Origin of the sequence: Pseudoalteromonas sp. A757, from assembly GCF_004103285.1 — a bacterium.
In the GTDB taxonomy this organism is placed as follows: Bacteria; Pseudomonadota; Gammaproteobacteria; order Enterobacterales; family Alteromonadaceae; genus Pseudoalteromonas; species Pseudoalteromonas galatheae.
The window spans coordinates 228500-252983 of sequence record NZ_QNQN01000073.1; the positions used below are offsets into that span (position 1 = coordinate 228500).

Annotated in this window: 20 protein-coding genes; 5 read left to right on the forward strand and 15 right to left on the reverse strand. The window is 44.7% G+C overall.

Going from position 1 to position 24484, the window contains the following annotated elements; all coding sequences use genetic code 11:
• Window positions 1-35: 35 nt before the first annotated feature.
• Both DRB05_RS18405 and DRB05_RS18410 read left to right on the forward strand, forming a co-directional pair.
• Window positions 36-1754, forward strand: coding sequence for an AMP-binding protein (locus DRB05_RS18405; RefSeq protein ID WP_128728213.1), 1719 nt, complete (start codon window positions 36-38; stop codon window positions 1752-1754).
• 190 nt (window positions 1755-1944) lie between these two features.
• The gene (locus DRB05_RS18410; RefSeq protein ID WP_128728214.1) at window positions 1945-3387 is read left to right on the forward strand and encodes a catalase; all 1443 of its coding nucleotides are present in this window, start codon (window positions 1945-1947) and stop codon (window positions 3385-3387) included.
• 58 nt (window positions 3388-3445) lie between these two features.
• On the opposite strand, the gene DRB05_RS18415 is transcribed toward DRB05_RS18410, so the two are convergent.
• The 12 genes from DRB05_RS18415 to DRB05_RS18470 form a co-directional block, all read right to left on the reverse strand.
• The gene (locus DRB05_RS18415; RefSeq protein WP_128728215.1) at window positions 3446-3892 is read right to left on the reverse strand and encodes a hypothetical protein; all 447 of its coding nucleotides are present in this window, start codon (window positions 3890-3892) and stop codon (window positions 3446-3448) included.
• Window positions 3893-4418: 526 nt separating this feature from the next.
• The gene (locus DRB05_RS18420) at window positions 4419-5756 is read right to left on the reverse strand and encodes an ATP-binding protein (RefSeq protein ID WP_128728216.1); all 1338 of its coding nucleotides are present in this window, start codon (window positions 5754-5756) and stop codon (window positions 4419-4421) included.
• On the reverse strand, window positions 5753-7072 hold the full coding sequence (locus DRB05_RS18425) for a sigma-54 dependent transcriptional regulator (protein ID WP_128728217.1): 1320 nt from the start codon (window positions 7070-7072) through the stop codon (window positions 5753-5755). Before DRB05_RS18425 ends, DRB05_RS18420 begins: the two co-directional genes overlap by 4 nt.
• A gap of 60 nt (window positions 7073-7132) precedes the next feature.
• The gene (locus DRB05_RS18430) at window positions 7133-8353 is read right to left on the reverse strand and encodes an FtsX-like permease family protein (protein ID WP_128728218.1); all 1221 of its coding nucleotides are present in this window, start codon (window positions 8351-8353) and stop codon (window positions 7133-7135) included.
• Window positions 8354-8355: 2 nt separating this feature from the next.
• Window positions 8356-9717 (reverse strand): ABC transporter permease, encoded by a 1362-nt coding sequence (locus DRB05_RS18435; protein WP_128728219.1) that lies wholly within the window; start codon window positions 9715-9717, stop codon window positions 8356-8358.
• A gap of 9 nt (window positions 9718-9726) precedes the next feature.
• On the reverse strand, window positions 9727-10422 hold the full coding sequence (locus tag DRB05_RS18440) for an ABC transporter ATP-binding protein (protein ID WP_128728220.1): 696 nt from the start codon (window positions 10420-10422) through the stop codon (window positions 9727-9729).
• A 41-nt stretch (window positions 10423-10463) separates the two neighbouring features.
• Window positions 10464-11732 (reverse strand): efflux RND transporter periplasmic adaptor subunit, encoded by a 1269-nt coding sequence (locus tag DRB05_RS18445; protein WP_128728221.1) that lies wholly within the window; start codon window positions 11730-11732, stop codon window positions 10464-10466.
• 458 nt (window positions 11733-12190) lie between these two features.
• Window positions 12191-14086, reverse strand: a complete 1896-nt coding sequence (locus tag DRB05_RS18450) for a propionyl-CoA synthetase (RefSeq protein ID WP_128728222.1) — start codon at window positions 14084-14086, stop codon at window positions 12191-12193.
• 222 nt (window positions 14087-14308) lie between these two features.
• Window positions 14309-14974 carry a GntR family transcriptional regulator gene (locus DRB05_RS18455; RefSeq protein ID WP_128728223.1) on the reverse strand — a complete coding sequence of 222 codons (666 nt, stop codon included), beginning with the start codon at window positions 14972-14974 and terminating at the stop codon, window positions 14309-14311.
• A gap of 139 nt (window positions 14975-15113) precedes the next feature.
• Complete coding sequence (locus tag DRB05_RS18460; protein WP_128728224.1) at window positions 15114-16610, reverse strand: aldehyde dehydrogenase (NADP(+)); 1497 nt, start codon at window positions 16608-16610, stop codon at window positions 15114-15116.
• A gap of 32 nt (window positions 16611-16642) precedes the next feature.
• On the reverse strand, window positions 16643-17644 hold the full coding sequence (locus DRB05_RS18465; protein ID WP_128728225.1) for a 4-hydroxyproline epimerase: 1002 nt from the start codon (window positions 17642-17644) through the stop codon (window positions 16643-16645).
• 4 nt (window positions 17645-17648) lie between these two features.
• The gene (locus DRB05_RS18470; RefSeq protein ID WP_128728226.1) at window positions 17649-18563 is read right to left on the reverse strand and encodes a dihydrodipicolinate synthase family protein; all 915 of its coding nucleotides are present in this window, start codon (window positions 18561-18563) and stop codon (window positions 17649-17651) included.
• Between the two features lie 228 nt (window positions 18564-18791).
• On the opposite strand from DRB05_RS18470, the gene DRB05_RS18475 reads away from it, so the two are divergent.
• From DRB05_RS18475 to DRB05_RS18485, 3 genes are all read left to right on the forward strand, one after another.
• Window positions 18792-20027: an FAD-dependent oxidoreductase gene (locus DRB05_RS18475; protein ID WP_128728227.1), complete on the forward strand. Its 1236-nt coding sequence runs from the start codon at window positions 18792-18794 to the stop codon at window positions 20025-20027.
• Between the two features lie 15 nt (window positions 20028-20042).
• On the forward strand, window positions 20043-21254 hold the full coding sequence (locus DRB05_RS18480) for a Xaa-Pro peptidase family protein (protein WP_128728228.1): 1212 nt from the start codon (window positions 20043-20045) through the stop codon (window positions 21252-21254).
• A 115-nt stretch (window positions 21255-21369) separates the two neighbouring features.
• Window positions 21370-21681, forward strand: coding sequence for an antibiotic biosynthesis monooxygenase (locus DRB05_RS18485; protein WP_128728229.1), 312 nt, complete (start codon window positions 21370-21372; stop codon window positions 21679-21681).
• Window position 21682: 1 nt separating this feature from the next.
• On the opposite strand, the gene DRB05_RS18490 is transcribed toward DRB05_RS18485, so the two are convergent.
• The 3 genes from DRB05_RS18490 to sucC all read right to left on the reverse strand — a co-directional run bounded on the left by DRB05_RS18490 (window position 21683) and on the right by sucC (window position 24380).
• On the reverse strand, window positions 21683-22267 hold the full coding sequence (locus DRB05_RS18490) for a Crp/Fnr family transcriptional regulator (RefSeq protein ID WP_128728230.1): 585 nt from the start codon (window positions 22265-22267) through the stop codon (window positions 21683-21685).
• Between the two features lie 74 nt (window positions 22268-22341).
• Complete coding sequence (gene sucD / locus DRB05_RS18495) at window positions 22342-23214, reverse strand: succinate--CoA ligase subunit alpha (protein WP_099641555.1); 873 nt, start codon at window positions 23212-23214, stop codon at window positions 22342-22344.
• Entirely contained in the window at window positions 23214-24380 is a 1167-nt protein-coding gene (gene sucC / locus DRB05_RS18500; protein WP_010371452.1) for an ADP-forming succinate--CoA ligase subunit beta, read from the reverse strand. The genes sucD and sucC overlap by 1 nt, the downstream gene beginning before the upstream one ends.
• Between the last annotated feature and the right edge of the window lie 104 nt (window positions 24381-24484).

A 24484-nucleotide genomic window follows, 5' to 3' on the forward strand; every position in this document is an offset into this window, starting at 1 on the left:
TGATAAAAACTAGAGATCAACAGCAAGGACAAGATATGACAACCGAGAGCCAATTAATAAATGCAAGTACACTTACAAAGAGTTACTTCAAAGGCCCCCAAGCAGAACAATTAACTCAACTCACTATAGGGCAATATTTAGAGCGCATTGTCGACAATTATCCTGAAAAAGAAGCCATAGTTGTTTCTCATCAATCAGTTCGCTTAAATTATCGTGAGTACCTCGAAAAAATCAACCAACTTGCCGCAAGCCTTTTAGCTGTGGGAATAAAACCAGGGGATAGAGTTGGAATTTGGTCACCAAACAATTTCGAATGGAGTCTTGTGCAATTCGCAACCGCAAAAATTGGCGCGGTCATGGTGTGCATTAACCCCGCCTACCGCCCGAGCGAGCTTGAATACGTGCTAAATAATGTTGAATGTAAAATGCTAATCATGGCGAAATCATTTAAACACAGTCATTATGTAGACATGATAAGAGAGCTGGCTCCAGAGTCCTATGACAGCATGTTTGGCGAACTATGTTCAAAGCGTCTACCATCGCTCAAGCAGATTGTGCTGATTGACGAGGATAGTGAGCCCGGTCTAATGAATTTCAGCACCTTGTTATCTAAAGCAAACGATGCCCACCATCTTGAGGCAACTGCAATTGCTGCCAACCTCAGAGCCAGTGACGCTATCAATATTCAATTTACTTCAGGTACCACTGGTAACCCAAAAGGCGCCACCCTCACCCACAATAATATCCTCAATAACGGATTACTCGTCGCCAATGCCATGAAGCTCACGGAGCAAGACAAGCTTTGTATTCCCGTACCACTTTATCATTGTTTTGGCATGGTGCTAGGTAATCTCGTTTGTATCAGTAAAGGAGCGTGCGCTGTATTCCCTAACGATAGCTTTGATCCTCTTATCACTTTGCAAGTTGTTGAACGCGAAAAATGCACCGGACTTCACGGTGTGCCGACGATGTTTATCGCACAATTAGAACACCCAGACTTTACGCAGTTTGATTTGTCTTCGCTGCGCACTGGAGTGATGGCAGGTTCGACCTGTCCAGAAAAGGTCATGCGCCAAGTTCAAACCCAAATGCATATGACCGATGTACTCATTGGTTATGGGCAAACCGAGTGCAGCCCAATCAACAATATTACCGAAATAGACTCGCCTGTTGAGAAACGCGTACAGACAGTTGGTCGCGCTATGCCACATACCGAGGTAAAAATTATTGATGAGCTCGGACATATTGCCCCAATAGGTACGCCTGGTGAAGTATGTGCCCGTGGATATTGCGTAATGAAAGGATATTGGCAAGACCCTAAAAAAACAGCAGCAACCATTGATGACGATGGCTGGCTACATTCTGGCGATTTAGGGGTAATGGACGACGAAGGTTTCGTTAGCATCGTCGGCCGCATAAAAGACATGATCATTCGCGGTGGCGAGAATATTTATCCTAGAGAAATTGAAGAGGTGCTTTATCATCATGATGATATTCAAGATGCTGCGGTATTTGGGATTAAAGATGACAAATACGGTGAAGAGGTATGTGCTTGGGTTCAACTTAAGCCCAATCATTATATTTCGGAGGAAGATATTCGTATCTTTTTAAAAGATAAACTCGCCTATTTCAAAGTACCAAAACATATCAAGCTCGTTGAAAATTATCCGATGACGGTCACAGGCAAACTACAAAAGTTCAAAATGCGAGAGCAAATGGAAAGTGAACTTGATGCATTTGCCGAATCTCAGTAACTAAGATGAGTAAGTGGTGAGCAATATCCTAGCTCACACTTACGTAGCTCTTACAACGCTTTTGAAAACTTTGCTCTGTAAAAATCACACCCACCACTAAGCTATTACTCAACCAATTGTTTAAATTGAATTTTTTCTTTGGTTTAATTCTTGCTGTTAGTTTCTAAATTTTATTTGAAGGAAACGAGCAATGACCAAGTGTCCATTAACCACCACAGCTGGTAATCCAATCGCCGATAATCAAAATAGCCTTACAGCAGGTCCTAGAGGCCCCTTATTGGTTGAAGATTACCAGTTAATCGAAAAACTGGCGCATCAAAATAGAGAGCGTATTCCAGAACGTACCGTTCATGCTAAGGGATGGGGTGCGTTTGGAACATTTACAGTAACAAACGATATAAGCCGATATACCAAGGCAAAGCTATTTGCTGAGGTTGGTAAGCAAACCGACATTCTGATGCGCTTTTCAACGGTAGCCGGAGAAAAAGGGGCTGCCGATGCGGAGCGTGACGTAAGAGGTTTCTCGATAAAGTTTTATACTGAAGAAGGAAACTGGGATCTAGTTGGCAATAATACCCCCGTATTTTTTGTTCGTGATCCGTATAAATTCCCAGATTTTATTCACACCCAAAAACGCCACCCTAAAACGAACCTACGCTCCAACACCGCACAATGGGACTTTTGGTCTCTGTCACCGGAAAGCCTGCATCAAGTATTAATTTTAATGTCTGACCGTGGCTTGCCAACGGATGTAAGGCACATGAACGGTTATGGCTCACATACCTTTAGTTTGATCAATGAAGAGGATCAAAGAGTTTGGGTAAAGTTTCATATGAAAACCCAACAAGGCCACCAGCATCATACTGATGAAGAGTCTAAAACGGTAATTGGCGAAAGCAGAGAGAGCTTTCAAGAGGACTTGCTTGAGGCCATAGAGCGCGGAAATTATCCGAAATGGGATATGAAAATTCAGGTGATGACTGAAGCACAAGCAAAACAATTCCAACACAATCCGTTTGATTTAACCAAAGTCTGGCCGCATGGCGACTTTCCACTCATCGATGTTGGCACACTCGAATTAAATCGCGTACCAGACAATTATTTTGCTGAGATAGAACAAGCTGCATTTAGTCCGTCTAACGTGGTATCTGGAATTGGATTTTCTCCGGATAAAATGTTGCAAGCACGCATTTTCTCCTATGCAGATGCTCACCGCTACCGACTCGGTACGCATTATGAGGCATTACCTGTTAATCGCCCAAAATGCCCTGTGCATCATTACCACAAAGACGGTGCAATGCGGTTCTTTAACAATGAACCCGGTGGTAACGAAGATGCTTATTACGAGCCTAACTCGATGGGAGGCCCAAAAGAGAATCCAGAGTATAAACGCCCTGCTCTTGAACTTGAGGGAATGGCGGATAGATACGACCACCGCAAAGACAATGATGATTTTTCACAGCCTCGTGCTCTATATTGCCTATTTGATGATGCCCAAAAGCAGCGCTTGTACGGCAACATAGCACGCACGATGGCGGGTGTACCTGAACATATCATAGAACGCCAACTTGGGTTATTTAAATCTGTTCACGAAGAACTTGAAGCCGGTGTTAGAACAGCACTGAATGAATAAGGTTAACTGCCTAATCTGAACAAAAAGCTAGCACCTGAAGTGCTAGCTTTTAAAGCTGCTAGATTTGTGACCATGCCTTTTTGGTTCCAAGCGCGTAAGCCCCTCCTATTACCAAACAAATTGAGGAGCTCACCCACCAAAACGTCATGCTGTTATCTGGGATGGTTGACATGATAAAAACAAAGCCAATTCCCCTGATTAAAAAGATTGCACTGATCACACACAGGACGATTTTCATCAAAGGTAATTGTCGGATCCGTTTCGCTCCTGAAAACGCATAGCATGACCAGAGTAGTAAAATCGTAGCGATAACGGCAGTGATAAGGTGAGGATAAATAAGCCCTTGCTCGGCCATAGTAGCCATTTCCTCGCCGGCACCAAAAAATCGATACCAAGGTGCACCGAAGACAATACAGCCTACATGCGCCACTGCCGCAATGGCTGTACACACACCCGCGAAGAGTAGAAAATGGTTGGTCGTTTGAGTTTTCGTGTTCAAGTTCATTTCCCTGTATGGTCAACTTGCTTAAGTATCACTGTTCTGCCTTTGCCTGTCGATAGATATGCGCTCAACCAGTATTGTTTGTGGGTCGTGATTTATCACGACAAAAAGATTTCCGCGGCTTAGAGTGCAGCATTAGAGGCAAAAAGATCGCTGGGTGAACCCGCTCCTACCAGAAATTGAGCTTTTAGGACAATATTTGCTTTAGCAGCGCAGCTGACTGGTAGGTCGTGATTTATCACGACACAGGATTTCCGCCCCTAAGGTACGGCATTAAAACCAAAAAGATCGCGGGGTGAACCCGCTCCCACCAGATATGGGCTTAGCAAAAAAAGAGGTCAACCAAATAAATTTGTGAAGCTTGTTATTTGTAGGTCGTGATTTATCACGACACAGGATTTCCGCCGCCTAAGGTACGGCATTAAAACCAAAAAGATCGCGGGGTGAACCCGCTCCTACCCGAAATGCGGAATCAAAAAAGGCTGGGTGGATCTGCGCCTACTCGATATGGGTTAGTACAATGACAATACTATGTTTTTGGTGCAACGAGGGGTAGATCAAACTGCACCATTAGTCCGCCCTTTTCGCGATTAAATAGCTTAAGTTGTCCACCGTGGGCAATGGCGACTTCATTACAAATACTCAGCCCTATCCCTGTGCCACTTGGTTTAGTAGAAAAGAATGGCAGTACTGCGTTTGCTAGCTTTTCTTCTTCCATTCCTACACCTCTATCAACAACCACGACTATCAGGCGTTGATAATCAACCAGCAGCTTCACGCCTATTTCATCTATTTTAGATCCTGACTCATGGGCGTTTTTAACCAAATTAATCATCACCTGCTCTACCTGTATGGGATCAAAAAAAGCGCGCTCCACAGGAAGTGGTGCCAGCGAAGTAAAGTCATAAAGCTTACCAACGGTATCTAGTAAGGGCTGCAAGGGTTGCTCTGAAATATTAGGAGCCGGTAATCTCGCAAATTCACTATATTTAGCCACAAACTCACTCAAGTTTTCGGTGCGGCGATTAATGGTTGCCAGCATATCAGGTAGCAACTGGACTAGGGTATGATTTTGTTCTTTAGCGCTACGCTCAACAATCGTATTTGCGGAGTTAGTCAACGAAGAAATGGGCGCTAATGAATTATTGAGCTCATGACTTATCAGGCGAATGGCGTTTTTCCAAAGTCCCACCTCTTGACGGCTCATTTCGCTAGATAAGTTTTGACACATTAGCAATACATGTGGCTGGTGGTTGAGTGTGATACTCTGCCTTGAAAAGTAATAGCTTTGCTTTTCATCATTGGCTTGAAAGGTCACAAACCCGGATTCTTTTTGTAGCAAAATTGTTTGCAGCTTAGGATCTGCATTCGCGATGGCATGATGAAGTACAAGGCCACTTAAGGATTTTTTGTTATTGAGTAATTTCCCAGCTTTGTCGTTGGCATATACAACCTGATCAAACTGATTGAGTAATATAATCGACACCGGCGACACCTGCAAAATGGTATCGAGTAGTAACTCCCTTTGGCTAGTAGCGTGGCGCTGTTTTTTTAGTGTCGTCGATAAACAATTATATTCCAGAATTAAATCAGACATTTCTATGCTTTCAAAGTGGGTAATTTGAACTGAGAAGTCTTGATCTTTAAAACTGCGGATCCCGTCCGTTAAGCAATCTATGATCCGCCGTTGGCGAGAAAAAAAATAACTGATACCGACAATGCCAAATACCGTTGCAACAAGGAGCCCCACCGGAATTGCCAGAGTAAGTGGTATTGCAAATGAAGCTGCCAGCCATAAAATAGCCGCAAACACCAATAATGATACAAATAAGCATGCAGACACAGCTGCTTGAAGAGATATCGTCATTTTAAGCCAAATTTCTCCATTCTCCGATATAGTGCTTGCCGACTTAATCCAAGCTTTCTTGCGGCTTTACTGACGACGCCATCAGCGCTGTCTAATGCAGCTTCGATATCTGCTTGTGTATATTCAAGCGGCTCTTCATGTTGTGGTATTTGAATTGCTAAATGCTCACACTCAATTTCTTGCCCGGGGCTCAGCAACACTGCACGGGCTATGGTGTTTTCAAGCTCTCTAACGTTTCCAGGCCAAGTATGATGCTTTAACTGCTTCATAGCTGCGTTACTCAAACTCTTATTGCTAGGCAAAAAGTGATCCACTAACACGGCAATATCTTCTTTTCGCTCAGATAGTGGCGGCAGCTTTAACTCAATCATATTGATACGATAATATAAGTCTTCTCTAAAAGTACCTGCCCGAATGGCCTCTGGTAAATTACTGTTGGTGGCACTGATCACCCTAACATTCACCCTCTTTGTTATCGTGCTGCCAACGCGTTCAAACTCACCACTTTGTAAAACCCTCAGTAATTTTTGTTGCCCTGCCAAAGACAAGTTACCAATTTCGTCCAAAAATAATGTCCCGCCATCAGCCGCTTCAAAGCGCCCACCCCTCGATTTTTGTGCGCCTGTATACGCACCACTTTCAACCCCAAATAATTCGGCCTCAATCAGGTCAGCTGGGATAGCTCCTGCATTTACCTTAATAAAGGGTTTATGTTTATAGCTGCTATTGACTTGCACGATTTCTGCAATTTTTTCTTTACCTGCCCCGTTTGGTCCTGTGATCAATATTGGTGCATCAGAATGGGCAACCTGAGTTGCCATTTCAAGCAAGCTCAACATAGCAGGATCGGCTACCACCACACCACACAGATCGTATTGCGCTTTTAGCTTCTGTAATCTGGTATTGCGCTGATTAGCGGCGCTACTAACTTGTTCTTGTAGTTCTCGCATTTCGAGCAAGTTTTTCACTGAGGTGACGAGTTTATGGTCTTTCCAAGGTTTGGCTAAGTAGTCTGCCGCACCATCTTTAATTAGCTCCACCGCCATTTCAAGATTTGTCCAAGCGGTCAATAAAATGATAGGTAAATCAGGCTCTAAATCTCTGATTGCTTTATACAGGGCTTTACCTTCTGCCCCGCTGGTGGTGTCTCGGGTAAAGTTCATATCTTGAATGACCAAGTCGAACTGTTTACTACGTACCATCTCTAAGCCTTGCTGCGGAGAAGTCACGCCTTCACACTGAATATCATTGAGCAATAAGAGGACTTTAATTGCTTGAATTACATCCGGATTATCGTCAATTACCAATACACTCATGAACGCTTTTGATCCTAATTTGTAGATTTAGCCCCTTTCGGGGCTGTATTGTTTTTATTATTAACTCGATTTAGTTACTTGCGCCGGCGACACTTTGGCGGCTTCCTTAGCAGGCAGGTACACCGCCAATGTACTCACAAGCCAAGTAAAAATAGCGACCCCAACCAATAACGGTATCTCTACCACACTTTGCACTCGAACATTATTCATCAAAAAATAGTAAAGCAAAATCGAGAGACCAAAGCCTAGCACTAAACCGATACAGACTAAAATTGTATTTTCTTTAATTAAAGACCACATCACTTTACCTTTAGATGCGCCTAGTGCACGAAGTACACCATGATCTTTCTTTCTAAGGCTAACAGAAAAGCTGACAAGTGCGACTATACCGAGCGCGGTGACCACACAAGCGATGCCGCTTATACCTGCCATGGTGAGTGCAAAGGTGCTGCGGCCATCCCACAAACGCTTTTTAGCACGCGCTACAAATTCAACTCTCTCTACCATACGGCCCTCAGAATGATAAAGCGCGGTTTCGACCTCTTCTAGAATGCGCTCAGATACGCCTTCCTCTACTCGCACTAAATAATTGGCCCGCTGACGGTTACCCCAGATGACTTCAGGTACAACTCCCGAATTGTAGGGTTGTTGACTATATGTGGCACTTTCACCAAGCATTTTACCTTTATATACCCCAACGACTTGGTGAGGAATACGCTGTCTTGAAATATACACCGACTTTCCAAGAGCAGAGCTATCACCAAATAAGGACGTGGCAAGGTCGTCACTTATCATAATAACGCCGGCATTTTTTGTAGTCTCATCGCCTTTAATAAATTCGCTGGCATAAAACCTGCGCCCTTCAACGAGCTCAAGCCCAAGTACATCAACTCCCTTTTCATCTAAGCCAAAGTAGCCGAACACGCTATAATCCGTTTCTGGTTGGGTATCTTTAAAAATGGTCCACCCAGGGCCTAAGCTGTTTAATACCAGTTCTCTACCGGCATAAGATGCACCAATAACCCCCGGTACGTTTTCAATCGCTTGAATATCCTTTTCGATAAGTGACTGGACATTTACTGAGGTATCAAATACACGCGTCGTCACATTGAGAATTTGTTGCTCTTCCAGCTTTGAAGGAATTAACCAGTTTTGCAGCGTTGCATAGCTGATAAAGGCCGTGTTGCTGACAATCATCACGGTAATCGCGATTTGTAGAATAATTAATAGTGAAATGCTCTTTTGCTTTAATATCAGCTTTAAAATATGTTTAATCGCCATGATTATCCCCTTAACTCTGCAGCTGGTGATACGCGACTACTGCGGTATACCGGATATAACCCAGATAGACCCACCGCTAAGAAAATCCCAACAGTCGTCCAAAGTGCCAGCTCACCATCGAACTGATAGATTTGTCGTACTTGCTCAGCAAGTGCCATATAATCCGTCTGATACATACGCAGATGGAACATCAACTCGAGTCCTGCAAATGCTAGTACAAAACCAAACAGCACAGATGCAACCGTGAGCATGAGAATTTCTAGAAAATGAATTTTCATGATCACTCTACGATTTGCACCGAGGGCTCGGTAAAGAGAAATAAGCTTGCGATTGGCTTGGAATTTGGCCAGTAGGATCCCCACTGTATTCACTAAACAAATGCCAAATAATAAATACGAAAAAGTCAGATAAATGGCTTCCCACGCCATAAAGCGTTGGATCAAAATATACAGCTCGCCCATGCTATAAAAACTAGTAAGGTTAGTATGTTGAAACCGGCCAACTTCTTGTTGGTTAACGATATAGTTATTTAACCAGGTTTTTAGTTCTGCAAGATGCGCCGTCTTCTTGTCTTCTTGATACTGGAACCAAACCGTCAAATAACCACATTCAGTACTTTTCAACATGTCGATACTGCCACTTCTCGGGTTAGTTGCAGTGTATAACTCGTCAGTTCTGCACGTTACTTGCCCCGTTCTCGGAAAGTTTTGCGCATAAGCATAATTTAGCGGAATAAAAACATCGTGGTTGTAATTATTGCTAAAGCTCAAATCTTGGAAGCGACGTTTATAATTGCTTAAATTAACCACGCCCACGACTTGTATTTGTTCTCCTTGAACTTGAATAAACTGTCCAACAGAATTCGCCCCACCAAATAGATTGTCGTTGACGTTTTTACTGATCACAGCCACCGCTTCACTACCTTGCTGGCTTTTTTCGTTCCAAGAAGTACCGTAAATAAACGGCGCATCTAGTACATTAAACATCTCTCTATCTGTACCAGATGCCTCTACACTAATAGGCCTAACTGAGTTATCAGCAAGACCAACGATAAACTCCGTGGTGTAGTTAAACGATAGATGCTCGTACGATAAATCCGCTTGCTTAAGTGCTTGGGCATCTTGAAAAGTCCAGCGAGGAAATTGTCTAAAGTCGACAACATCTACCACCGCATCATAATAATTGAGGCCTGCCGTAAATAAGCTGTTTGCCTTATAACCAATGACTTCGCTACTGCTTTGTTTTACTATGGCTGACATGGTCAACATTAAAGTGATCCCAACTGCAAGGTTAATTATCATTAGTGCACTCAGTTTGGGCTTTTGCTTTAACCCCTGCCAAGCTAAAAGTACTAGCTCTTTCATTGCCTGCTCCTACACTGCCAGTTCGGTTAGTTGAGACTTTGTGATGTCGGTTAGCTCACCATCAAGAATTTGAATGTTGCGACCAGCTCTTCGAGCCAGTTCATTGTCATGCGTTACCATAATCAATGTAGTACCTGCCTGATTCACTTCTTGTAGTAAGTCCATCACTTGCCTTGCCATTAAGCTGTCTAAATTACCCGTTGGCTCATCTGCCAACAGGAATCGCGGTTTCCCCGCCAGTGCTCTGGCAATAGCAACACGTTGCTGTTGCCCGCCACTGAGCTGTGCAGGATAATGCTTCATTCGGCTGGCAAGCCCAACGAGTTCGAGCGCTTCTTCAATGCGCTTTTTACGCTCACTGGCTTTTATTCCCCTAAAAATAAGGGGGACTTCAACGTTGTCATATAAAGATAAGTCACTGATAAGGTTAAAGCCTTGGAAGATAAAACCAATTTTTTCGTTTCGTAGTTGTGATAGCTTTTTATCGTTAAGATTGGCAACGTTTTCACCATCTAGAAAATAATCACCGCGCTCAAAACGCTCTAATAAACCCGCAATGTTCAAAAAGGTCGTTTTACCCGATCCTGACGGGCCTGTGACCGCAATAAATTCCCCTTCTTCAATGGTCAAATTCACATTACTGAGTGCATGGGTCTCAATCAGATCTGTGCGATAGATTTTGCTTACTTCATTCATTTTTAACATTGTCTATTCCTTCTAATTCTTATTCGCAACGAAAGCTGGCACTACTTCCCGAGTAGCACTCGCGCTTTTTTATTGAACGGTTCTAAACTTGAAATCACGATTTCTTGCCCTTCACTCAGCCCCTCAATAATCTCAACTTCAGAAATACTTTTTACACCAAGCTGAATTGGTGTTTGATCAGCCTGCTCACCGACAACCGCATAGGTAAAACGCCCGGCACCGGTTTCAACAAACGCACCACGCCTTACTTTGAGCACGTCTTGCTTTTGCGATAGGATAATTCTTGTAGATACCTTTTGATTTTGGCGAAGGCCGCTTGGCTGCTCGTCAAAGCGCACCCGAGCACTGACGCGACCAGCTTCGATTTCAGGGGAAATAGCGACCAGCTTCGCATGATATTGGTATTGATTGATAAATACTTCAGCGGCCATGCCGACCCCCAGGTTGTCGGCGTAAATTTCTGGTATTTGTGCTTCAACTTCAAGCTCAGAAAGGTCAACCAGTGATATTAATGCGGCATCTCGCTGTACAAACTGCTTTTGTTGGACATGCACCGTACCAACAATGCCTGATAACGGCGAAATAATATTAAGTGCAGCTACCTGACGCTGCACTTCTTCTAAAATATGCTGCTGTCTGGTTAGGCTCAGTTCGCTACTTTTTAGCTCAAACGCAAGTCGCTCTTGCTCAAGCTTTAGCGACTCGATGGCGTGCCGCTCTTGTAGCTGCGCGCGCTTAAGTTCAACCATTGACTGTTCAAGCTCTAATTTTGAGATAATTTGCTTTTTGATGCTTTGTTTTGAGCGCGCCATTTCACGCTCTGCCGCTTCTAAGTCTACTTTCGCCATTTCCATGCGTTGTTCGGTATCGAGTAGCTGCTGTTTAATCGAGATCCGTTGGCGCTCAACTTCCGTTTGTAAACGTTCGAACGTAGCCTCTTCTTGTAGTAAACGATTGGTTAGTTCAGGACTATCTATCCTAAGCAAAGCTTGCCCCGCTTTGATGGCATCACCAGGTTTAACGTTTAGCGTTACTGTGCCCGATGCGATGGCATATAAATCTGGATTATTCGCAGCGAGCGTACGTCCTTCAACACGAAGATCTTCGCTGATATCACCTCTCACTACTGTGGCGAGACGTACTTGCTCCCGCGATACGGTCTGCTCTGCTGATAGAATAGTGTTAATGCTTGACCAAGCACTGGTTAATCCACCTAATGTGATGCCAACGGCCAATAACGCAATTACAGGCTTTTTTATGGTTCGCTTTTTTGCGATTTGTTTGTCTTGCGCACTTGTATCTTTAATCATGCTACCTCCATGCGGACACGTGAGTGTCCGAGATTATCATGAGTAACTAAGTACAAGTAGCGTGCCAGAATTTATATTGTTGTTTTATATGAAATTTATGAGATTTAACGGCTTTATTCAAGGGGACTGGACGGACACCGGACAGCTTTCGGACAATAGCAAAACGTAACTAAAACTGGTAGATCGTGATTTATCGCGATATCAGATTTTTGAGGTAACCGCACTCCAAAAGATCGCGGGGTGAACCCGCTCCTACCTAATGTTGATGCGCGTTTAGCACAAGGTTTACCCTAACAGCTCAGCAACACTGGTAAATCATTACTAAAACTCGTAGGTCGTGATTTATTGCGACATCAGATTTTAGAAGGAACCGCACTCAAAAGATCGCGGGGTGAACCCGCTCCTAACTAATGCTGATGCGCGTTTCGCGTTAGGGGTAACCTGCTGACACGCAAAAACTATTGGTACTGGCTCACATCCCACAATTGCTTTAACTCTTCGATAATGGCCGGGTCGTCAATGGTAGATGGCACGACAATGTCTTCTCCGTCTACCAGCTGGCGTAGGTTCTTTCTGAGAATTTTACCCGAACGGGTTTTGGGTAAACGCTCAACGACTCTAATAGTTTTAAGACAGGCAATCGCGCCGATTTTTTCGCGGATCAGGCTTCTTATCTCCTCGGCAATTGCCGATTCAGTGGTGTTTACGCCATCTTTCAATACCACCATTGCAATGGGTACTTGACCTTTTAACTCGTCTTTACCGGCGAATACCGCGCATTCTGCAATTGCATTGTGACCAGCAACGATTTCTTCCATTTCACCAGTTGACAGTCTATGCCCGGCTACGTTTATTACATCATCAGTGCGGCCCATAATAAACAGGTAGCCGTCTTCATCAAAATACCCGCCATCGCCAGAGAGGTAATAGCCGGGGTATTGTGATAAGTAACTGCCTTTAAAGCGCGCCGTGTTATTCCAAATAGTGGTTAAACAACCGGGAGGAAGGGGTAATTTAACCGCAACAACACCTTGTTGATTGGCCTCGCATGGACTGCCGTCTACATCGAGGATCTCGACTTGATAGCCCGGTGTTGGAACTGTGGCACTGCCCGCCTTTGAAGGCATCAATTCAATCCCAACTGGGTTACACGCAATTGCCCAGCCCGTTTCCGTTTGCCACCAGTGATCAATTACCGGTAGCTTTGTAGTGGACTGTAACCAGTCGTAGGTGGCAGGGTCGAGTCGTTCACCAGCTAAAAATAGCGTTTTTAGACTGCTGGTGTTGTAATTAGCCAAAAGCGCTGCGCTCGGATCTTCTTTTTTAATGGCACGAAATGCCGTCGGTGCACTAAAAAGTGCTGCCACTTGATATTCTTCAACCACTCGCCAAAATGCCCCTGCGTCTGGAGTTTTAATCGGTTTTCCTTCGTATAACACGCTGGTACAACCATAAATCAGTGGGCCATAGACAATATAAGAATGCCCCACAACCCAGCCAATGTCGGATGCTGCCCAAAACACTTCTCCGGGCTCCATGCCGTAAACGGTTTTCATACTGTAGTTTAATGCCACGGCGTGACCGCCCTGCTCTCGCACTACTCCTTTGGGTGTGCCTGTGGTGCCAGAGGTATACAAAATATAAAGCGGATGCGTGCTTGGTAAAGGCACAGCATCAAAAGACTCTGGCGTATTTGCCACCACAGTCCAATCTAGGTCTCTTGGCGAAGACATCTGTGCTTGGTATGCTTCACGCTGTAGCACAATGCAATGTTCCACTTGATGCTTTGCCAACGACAAAGCTTCATCCAGCATAGGTTTGTATTCAATGGTGCGGCCTATTTCAATTCCGCAAGAAGCACTGATCACTAGCTTTGGTTTCGCATCATCTATTCTCACCGCAAGCTCATGAGGTGCAAAACCGCCAAACACCACGGAGTGAATAGCACCCACGCGCGCACAAGCAAGCATGGCAACGACCGCCTCTGGCACCATGGGCATATAAATTACCACCCTATCCCCTGCACTTACACCAAGTTGATTTAAGCCAGCTGCAAAATGACTCACTTGAGAGAGCAACTCGCCATAGCTAATTTTGCGTTTGGTATTCGTCACCGGCGAGTCATAAATTAGCGCGGTTTGCTCGCCTCGGCCTTGGTGTACATGATGGTCAAGTGCCAAATAACTGGTATTCATCAAACCATCACTAAACCAATGACTCAGCCCCTCTTGGTCTTGGTTATGTCCGATTTGTGGTGGCGTATGCCAATCAAGCCGTGCCGCTTCTTTAAGCCAAAATGCCTCAGGGTCTTGGGAAAATGTTTGATATGCCTGTTGATAGGTTATTGTTGTCATAATAGGTTACTCAGTTTTGCTAGAACAGAGTAAAGATAGATAAAAAACCACCAAGTTTTGATGAGACTTTAGTCTTGCGAGGATGATACAGATCAAGGTTAGGGAAATTAAATATGATTATGTCTGTGTAATACATGTAATCACAGCGTCCTGAACAATAGCCATGAGAATAGATATGACTATTATTCAGAAATCCACTAGGACCTATACAACCAAATTTACCTACTGCTCGCTTTCAAGCTTTAGCAGCAATGCTTTGATATCATCTTTTGCGCCGATGATATGTTTTTTCAAAAAGTCACAAGCCCCTTTGGTATTTTTATCGCGGCATAGCTCTAATAGCTGGCGGTGTTCCTCTGGTGCGGTTTTAATGCCGCCCGCAAGTAGGATATGCATGCGCACGTAGCGCTCGGAGTTTTTACTGTACACATCCACCAGCTCACGTGTTTGTGGGCGCTGTGCTTTGCTGTAGAGTTTGCTGTGAAATTCGGCGTTGAGTTTGCCCGTTGCCAGTTGTGTATCGCCAGCGGCCATTGCTTCTTCAAGCTCGGCTAAGATGGCTTCGGCTTCTAATAGGTCGCGTGCGGTTAACTTGTCGATTGAGTGACGTAATAGCTCGGCTTCTAACAATGCGCGTAGATCAAATATTTCATCGATTTGTTCGGCACTTAAACGCGTAACTGTCGCACCTTTGTGCGCTTCAAAGTTAACTAAGCCTTCAGCTTCTAGTTGCAGAAGGGCTTCTCTAACAGGAATACGGCTTACATTTAACTCATCTGCCAGCGCGGCTTGCCTTAGCGGCTCGCCCGCTTTGATTTCGCCAGTGAGGATTTTTTCACGAATTGCTTCAGCAACTAATTGAGTTCGAGTTTTATGTACAATCGCCATAGTATTTAGTAATTATTGTTTTATGAACTCATTATAAACGTATCTGAGTTCAAATTGCATGTTTGTCGAGTATATAAGTTTGATGTGCGAATTATGTCTGAATAAATAAGCCCATAGCAGTACTATGGGCTTGGTTTGCTTAACTTTGTATACAAATTGGTCTTACGAATCGTTTGAGCGCTTCTAACCCTACCGATGTTGAACGTACATCGGTTGATGACGGAAACGGCCCACCGTGGTTCATGGTGGCGCACACTTCAACGCCCGTGGGCATTTGCCCGTAAATCAATCGACCTACGCGGTATTGTAGCGCCTCTATGATGCATTCGGCTTGATGTAGGTCAGACTCAGTGCCATGAATACTGGCGGTGAGTTGTCCATCTAAGTCTGCGATTAAGTCTTCAAGCTGTGCTAAGTTGTCATAGCTCACCACTAAAGCACTTGGCCCAAAGACTTCTTCTTTAAGCCTTGCATCGGTTGCAAAGCTTTCGCTATCCGTCAGGAACAAGTGAGCGCTTGCGTGAAACGGCTGTGCTTGCTCACCAGCGCTCAACAACGTTACTTGAGGGTGTGCTTTTAGCGCCGCGATGCTGTTTTGATAAGCTTTTAAAATGCCCGGAGTCAATAAGGTATCTGAAGGCGCTTCACTAATATGTCGCTTAGTTGTCTCGATAAATGTTTGCGAACTACTACTTGGCACCAACCAAATGCCGGGGCTAGTACAAAATTGACCATTACCCATAAGTAAAGACTGGACAAATTGTGCACCAAGCTCTGCGCCTTGTGCCTGTACTTTTTCAGGTAAGACAATTTGCGGGTTCACGCTGCCAAGCTCACCGTAAAGCGGGATAGGTTCATGGCGCTTCGCGATGGTTTCTTGCAATGCTTTTGCAACGCCAAAGGAGCCTGTAAACCCAACCGCTTTGATAGGCTTAGCTTCCACCAGCCAATGCGCGACATCGTATGCTTTCGCTTGCAGCATTGAAAACACCCCGCTTGGCATATCGCACTTGCTTATTGCTGTGGCGATGGCCCTAGTCATTAGCTCACACGTTGCCGGATGTGCTGGGTGACCTTTATATACCACAGGACAGCCGGCGGCTAACGCAGCTGCGGTATCGCCCCCGAGCGTAGAGAAGGCATACGGGAAGTTTGACGCGCCAAACACCGCAACAACACCAATAGGAATATGCTTAAGCTGTGTTTTTGGCTTAGGCACCGGCGTGCGATTTGGGTCTGCTTGCTCTTCCTTAGTCAGGCAAAGCTCAGCTAGGTTATCTCTCAGCGCTGCAGCAAATGTGTTTAATTGGTTTACCGTGCGGCCACGCTCGCCCTCGAGTCGTGGCCTTGGTAGGTTAGTTTCTGCCATCGTAGTAGTGATCAGCTCATCACCTAAGGCGAGAATTTCTTGGGCTATGGTCTCTAAAAATTCGGCTCTAGCAGTCATCGAGGTTTTACGATAAGCCTTAAAAGCCTGCTCTGCTGCATTAACGGCTTCTTCTACTTGTGCTTCACTGGCGTTAAAAAATGCTTGCGTTAACGGTTCATTGGTTGCCGGGCAAAACGCGCAAAACGTTGTTGCCGTTTGTGCGGCTTGCCACGCACCGTTGACGTAGCTCTTTCCTGATAAATTCATTGTTAGCTCCTGTTTTCTTTCAGTCTTAATGGCTAGAGCACCTGAAAACCAAGTGCATACGGATCTTCGTCATCTACAGTGATACAATTACTCCCCGTTTGACGTGCCCAACCTTGAATACTTGGTAGAATTGCGGCTTTTCCCGCGACCTCAGTTGTGCCTTCGACCTTACCGATAAATTGACTGCCTATGATGCTCTCGTGAACAAATGTATCACCCTCTTTTAGCAGCCCCTTTGCATACAACTGTGCCATTCTTGCACTTGTGCCTGTGCCACAAGGTGACCTATCAAGTGCTTTATCGCCATAAAATACCGCGTTGGCCGCATGACTACCTGGGTGCTGTGGCTTGCCTGTCCACAACACATGGGAGGCGCCGCACACGGTAGAGTCTTCGGGATGAATAGGGTTTATTTGCGCATTAACTGCCGCGCGCACTTTAGGGCTCCACGCCAGTAATTCAGCGGCGCAGCTTTGATCCACACCAGCAAATAAACTTTGAGGTTCAACGATAATGTAAAAGTTACCGCCATAGGCGATATCAAGGATAAGCTCCCCCAACCCATCAACGTGGACAGGCACCGCTTGGTAAGCCAAAAATGCCGGCACATTGTAGAGCCTTACCCAAGTCACTTTACCTGCTTTCATCTCATAATAGGCATTCACGCGCCCCGCAGGGGTGTCAAGCTTGAGTACCCCCTGTTCCTTTGGGGTAATAAGGCCGCTTTCGAGGCCAAAAGTGACTGTCCCGATAGTGCCGTGCCCACACATAGGCAAGCACCCAGAGGTTTCGATAAATAGGATTGCCACATCCCCATCAGCAGTGGTCGGTGGATACAAAAAGGCACCCGACATCATGTCATGGCCTCTGGGCTCAAACATCAATGCGCGCCTTATCCAATCGTAGTCACGTAAAAAATGTTGGCGCTTTTCACTCATGCTCTCGCCCAAAAGCGTTGGATGACCGCTTGTGACCAAGCGCACGGGATTGCCACAAGTATGGCCATCTATACAATAGTAGGTGCCTAAAATCATACGCTTAGTCCAAGTTATATTGGCTTAAGTCAATTCGATTTGCCATCGCTTCATCGTACAAACGACTTACATAGGCTTTTTCTTCTTGAGTTAGTGGCAATCTTGGAGAACGAGTCACTTCACTACCGCGCCCAGCCAAATACTCTGCATATTTGATGCACTGCACCAGTGTCGGAATCGTATCTAAACGTAGCAAAGGTAAAAACCAACGCCACAGCGCACGCGCTTCTTCGTAGCGACCTTGCTCAGCAAGTTTATAAATAGCCACTGACTCGCGTGGGAATACATTGGTCAATCCCGAGATCCAACCCGTCGCACCAAGCATCAGGCTTTCCAGTGCGATATCATCAACACCACCAAATACCACGTAACGATCGCCAAATGCGCTAAACAGCTCGCTAATACGGCGGGTATCTTCCGTTGCTTCTTTTACAGAAACAATATTGGACTCTTCAGCTAAGGTTTTCATGCCTTCGATTGACACGTCGACACCATAGGTCACTGGATTGTTGTAAATCATAATAGGTAATGCGGTGCTGCGCGCCACCTGTTGGTAATGATGAATAGCTTCACGCTCGGTTGAGCGGTAGACCATCCCCGGCAATACCATCAGTCCATCAATGCCTAGCGCTTCTGCATCCTTGGCAAACTCGACAGCAAGTGCTGTTGTGGTCTCAGCCACACCACTAAGTAGTGGCACTCTATCACCTACAACTTCTGTTGCAGCTTTTAAAACTTGGCGTTTCTCGTCAGCCGTGAGTGAGCAATTTTCACCTACGGTGCCTAATACTATGATGCCATGAACCCCTTCGTTAATCAGGTTATCTATCATCGCTTTAGTGGTATCAAAGTTGATACTTTCATCATCATGGAATTGAGTGGTTACTGCTGGATATACACCCTGCCAATTTACGTTCATGGTTCTCGCCTTTCATTAAGTTGTTTAGTTATTGTGCTTGCCATCATAGGTATATTGTATACAATAATCAATATTCAAAAGAGAGATTTTTTAGCCATTAACTCAAATGATTGGCTTAAACATCTTTAATACTATGATTTATAAGTGTTAAATTTTTTCTTGTTGGTATTTAAATGAGGCCTGATTGATGGCTATGTGGAAATACAATTTAGGGTGGTGAGGTAAATTGTGGAAAATAATAATAAAATTGCAGTGATAGGTGCAGGGGTTATTGGGATCACCACAGCACTGCAATTGGCTCGACGAGGCCACGCTGTTACATTACTCGATAAAAATCAGCCCGCAGAGGGATGTTCTAAGGGTAACGCGGGGCATTTTGCCACAGAACAGGTATTTCCCATGGCAGATGCAGCTTTACTAACAAAAGTGCCTGGCATGTTAGTCAATCCGATGGGGCCTTTGCGAATTGAGACCACCTCTTTGCTCAAAAATATTCCTTGGTTTGTACGATTCTTAAAGCAAATGAAAAGTAGCTGCTTCCATAAAGGTACAATCGCACTTAGAAGTTTAAATGAACGCGCACTACCCGCATATCAGCGTTTACTTGGTGACAAATATCATACACTTATATCTAGTAACGGCAGTTTACTGGTATTTGAAGGTGACGAAAGCTCTGCGCGTCAAAGCTATAACAAATACGCCGAACAAGACATCTCAGTGAGCTTACTAACAGGCGATCAAGCCCGAGAAATGGAGCCGAGCCTATCAAGTACCATTACCTCGGCACTGTATTTTGATAAAGTCGCGCATAGCACAGACCCCTACGCCCTTTGTTTGACGTTATATGAGCAGTTTATGCAGCTAGGCGGTACGTTCAAGCAAGGCTCAATCGACAATATTACCCACACAGAGCATGGCTACACACTCAACTCGAATAACCACAAGATGACCTTTAACAAAGTGGTTGTGGCAACGGGTGCTGCAAGTAAAACGCTCTGTGCGTCTTTAGGTTACTCACTGCCCATGATTGCCGAGCGCGGTTATCACAACATGTTGGCAGTGAATAATACGCTTACAAGACCGGTCGCATCAAGTGAACGAGGGTTTATCATGACGCCCATGTCACAAGGTTTGCGACTGGCCGGAACAGTAGAATTTGCCACACTGGAGAGTAAGCCCAATTACAGCCGTGCTCACGCATTATTGCATCATGCAAGTATATTGTTAAACTCATCGCTGCCACAACAAAATGATAACTTGTGGGTTGGCTGCCGTCCCTCACTCCCAGATTATTTACCTGTCATCGGACAAGCGCCAAATCATCACCACGTTTATTTTGCACTGGGTCATCAGCACTTAGGACTGACCCAAGCCGCAATTTCCAGTGAATGTATCGCAGATCTTATTGACAACAAGCCCAACGACATCGATCTTACTCCTTTTAGTATTGCTCGATTTAATTAGACAAGGAGCACAAAAATGAAAGGTATTGCATACCAAAGCGCGCAGCAAGCGCTAGATAACTTAGAAGATATGACCAAAGGCATAGCGCCAATTGGCGAAAGCGAGTATTTAGCAAGAATAGAGAAAGCTCAACAATATATGCAACAAAACAACATTGATGCGCTCTATTTAAATGCTGGTACAAATTTAAAGTACTTTACTGGTTTACAATGGTACGCCAGTGAACGTTTGGTTGGTGCTATTTTACCCGCCAATGGACAAGTTCAGTTTATCGTCCCATTTTTTGAAATCGGCTCTATTAAGGATTATTGGCTGATTGAAGGCCCTATTCATGCTTGGCAAGAAGAAGAATCTCCTTACGAGCTCGTCGCAAACGTACTTAACACACTCAATATTGATAGAACAGGCACACTCGCCATTGACGAAAGCACTGCGTTTTTTGTTGCTGATGGGATCAAACTCGCGGCACCTGGGCTTTCGCTTATTAATGCAAAGGCAGTAACCGCGCATTGTAGAATGCATAAGTCGGCCAATGAAATTGCCCTTATTCAACGCGCAATGGACATGACACTTGCCGTACATAAAGCAACGGCATCTATGCTGTATGAAGGGATCACCACAACCGAAGTTGAAGCCTTTATTAATGAAGCGCACAAAAAAGTGGGGGCGCCGGGCAATTATTTTTGTATTGTGCTATTTGGTGTGGCGTCGTCATTCCCACATGGTGTAAAAAATCCACAAACGCTGAAAAAAGGCGATGTGGTTCTCGTCGACACTGGTTGTAAGTTACACGGCTATCTTAGCGATATCACCCGTACTTATGTTTTTGGCGACCCCAGTGAAAAGCAAAAGTCCGTTTGGCAAATCGAGAAGCAAGCGCAAATTGCAGCATTTAATGCAGCCAAAATTGGGGCGCCCTGTGGCGCTGTTGATAAGGCCGCGAGAGAGTATATTGCCAACAATGGGCTCGGTCCTGATTATCAACTACCAGGTTGCCCACATCGCACTGGGCATGGGATCGGCTTAGATATCCACGAATGGCCTTATTTAGTCAAAGACAACCCAGAACCGCTTGCAGCTGGAATGTGCTTTTCAAACGAACCTATGCTGGTTATTCCTGATGAATTTGGCATTCGCTTGGAAGATCATTTCTATATGACCGACGATGGTCCGCGTTGGTTTACTGAGCCTGCGCACAGCATAGACAATCCTTTTGGGGTTGAATGATATTAAAAATAAATGCTGAGTTGCTCTGATGAGTAACTCATCATTTATCGTGATTGATTTAAGCACAGCTTAATTGGTATAAACATAGCATCTACAATTTACTGCGCTACAACTTATGATTGCAACTACCCCACCACCACCCTATTACGCAGTAATTTTTACCAATATAAAAAATGAAGACGATGAGGGCTACGCCCGAACCGCGTCGAGAATGGTCGAGCTTGCACAGCTTCAACCTGGCTTTTTAGGATTAGAATCTGCGCGTGAAGAGGTTGGGATCACGGTTTCTTATTGGCGAGACCTTGAGTCAATCAGAGCATGGAAAGCCAATGCTGAGCATATTGAGGCACAAAAAAGCGGTAATAAGAAATGGTATCAAAGCTATACAACTCGTATTGCCAAGGTAGAGCGTGAATATAGTCTTTGAGCTAGCGCTTAGTTGTGGGCACTTGTGCATTGTTTACTCGCGACTTTAACCGTGATAAGCCTTGAGGCGTTACACCCAAATAATTAGCAAGATCATAATTTGCCAAACCATTAACCCAATGTGGACGTTCGTCACGCAAAAAACAATACCTTTGCTCAAGCGTATTTAGTAATAGAAACGCTTCTTTTGCTTCTTTGAATAGCAACTGTTGTTGTAATAATTTTAATTTAAGTGCGCGGAGATTATCTTGTTCCAATTTGGCTAACGGAACGAGTACAACCTTTGCATCATCCAGCGCAGAGATTTGATAGAAGCTAGGAGATTTTTGGATCCACTCAGCAAATAAAATACAAAGTTCGCCAGCAAAATAGAACTCCTTATGTCTTAGTTCCCCTACTTCATTTACTACCGATGAGACGAGCTTGCCAGAGTGGATAAAGAAGCCATAATGTTGCATTTGTCCTTGCTGCAACAATATTTCATTGCGGCCGCAGCGCTTTGTACCAAACGTTGGATTCTCCCTAATAAATGTTAATAATTCATTTCTTGTGGCTTCACAAAACTGACCGAGTTTATGAAAAGGCATAATTCACTCATACAATAGGTATAACTAGATCAAAAAAGGCTCCGTAAGGAGCCTTTTTAACACGTGGTATTAACTTACCAACCCGCTTTCTCTTTTAGTGCAGAACCGATTTCTGCAAGAGAGCGAACGGTTTTAACACCCGCTGCTTCAAGTGCTGCGAATTTCTCGTCAGCTGTACCTTTACCACCTGCGATAATTGCACCAGCATGACCCATACGCTTACCTGGAGGTGCTGTAACACCGGCGATGTAAGAAACTACAGGCTTAGTTACGTTGTGCTTGATGTACTCAGCCGCTTCTTCTTCAGCTGTACCACCGATCTCACCGATCATGACGATAGCTTCAGTTTGCGGATCGTTTTGGAACATCTCTAGTACGTCGATGAAGTTAGTGCCTGGGATTGGGTCACCACCGATACCAACACAAGTAGATTGACCGAAGCCAGCGTCAGTTGTTTGCTTAACTGCTTCATAAGTCAAAGTACCAGAACGTGACACGATACCTACTTTACCAGGCATGTGGATGTGACCTGGCATGATACCGATCTTAGTTTCACCTGGAGTGATAACACCTGGGCAGTTAGGACCAATCATGCGAACGCCAGTTTCTTCTAGCTTCACTTTAACATCAACCATGTCTAGTGTAGGGATGCCTTCAGTGATACATACGATTAGCTCGATACCTGCGTCGATCGCTTCAAGGATAGCGTCTTTACAAAATGCTGCTGGTACGTAGATAACAGATGCAGTTGCACCAGTTGACTCTACCGCTTCACGTACTGTGTTAAATACAGGTAGACCTAGGTGAGTTGTGCCGCCTTTACCAGGAGAAACACCACCAACCATTTGCGTACCGTACTGGATAGCTTGCTCAGAGTGGAAAGTACCCTGACCACCAGTGAAACCTTGACAGATTACTTTAGTATCTTTGTTAATTAGTACAGACATTATTTGCCCTCCGCAGCAGCAACTACTTTCTCAGCAGCGTCAGTTAGTGACTCAGCTGCAATGATGTCAAGGCCAGAGTTAGCTAGTACTTCACGACCAGCTTCAGCGTTAGTACCTTCAAGACGTACAACTACTGGTACGTTTACGCCAACTTCTTTAACCGCACCGATAATACCTTCAGCGATCATGTCACAACGTACGATACCACCGAAGATGTTAACTAATACTGCTTTAACATTGTCATCAGAAAGGATGATCTTAAATGCTTCAGATACACGCTCTTTCGTCGCGCCGCCACCAACGTCTAGGAAGTTAGCTGGCTTGCCGCCGTGTAGGTTTACGATGTCCATAGTACCCATCGCAAGGCCTGCACCGTTAACCATACAACCAACGTTACCGTCTAGAGCAACGTAGTTTAACTCGAAGCTTGCAGCGTGAGCTTCACGTGCATCTTCTTGTGAAGGATCGTGGAATTCACGGATCTTAGGCTGGCGGAATAATGCGTTACCGTCAACACCGATTTTGCCGTCTAGGCAGTGTAGGTTACCAGCGTCTGTGATTACTAGCGGGTTGATCTCTAGTAGTGCAAAGTCGTGGTTGATAAACATTTGCGCTAGACCCATGAAGATCTTAGTGAACTGCTTAACTTGAGTTGGGTTCAAACCTAGTTTGAACGCTAGCTCACGACCTTGATAAGCTTGAGGACCTACAAGTGGGTCGATCTCAGCTTTATGAATTAGTTCAGGCGTTTCTTCTGCAACTTGTTCAATTTCTACACCACCTTCAGTTGATGCCATGAACACGATCTTACGTGAACCACGGTCAACAACAGCACCTAGGTATAGTTCATTTGCAATATCAGTGCAGCTTTCTACTAAGATTTTAGCAACTGGCTGACCTTTCTCGTCTGTTTGGTAAGTAACTAGGTTTTTACCTAACCAGTTTTCAGCGAATGCGCGGATTTCGTCTTTGCTGTCTGCAAGTTTAACACCGCCAGCTTTACCACGGCCGCCAGCGTGTACTTGACACTTAACAACCCACTTGTCTCCACCGATTTTACCAGCAGCTTCTACTGCTTCTTGAGGTGTATCACAAGCAAAGCCTTCTGATACAGGTAAACCATATTCGGCAAAAAGTTGTTTTGCCTGATACTCATGCAAATTCATGATGCTTTATCCAATTTTTTATACTAAAAAAGCTGAATATTTATGCAAATAGTCAGCTATCCCAAATTGCGCACATAGTATAGATCCCAAGGCTTCTGATGAAA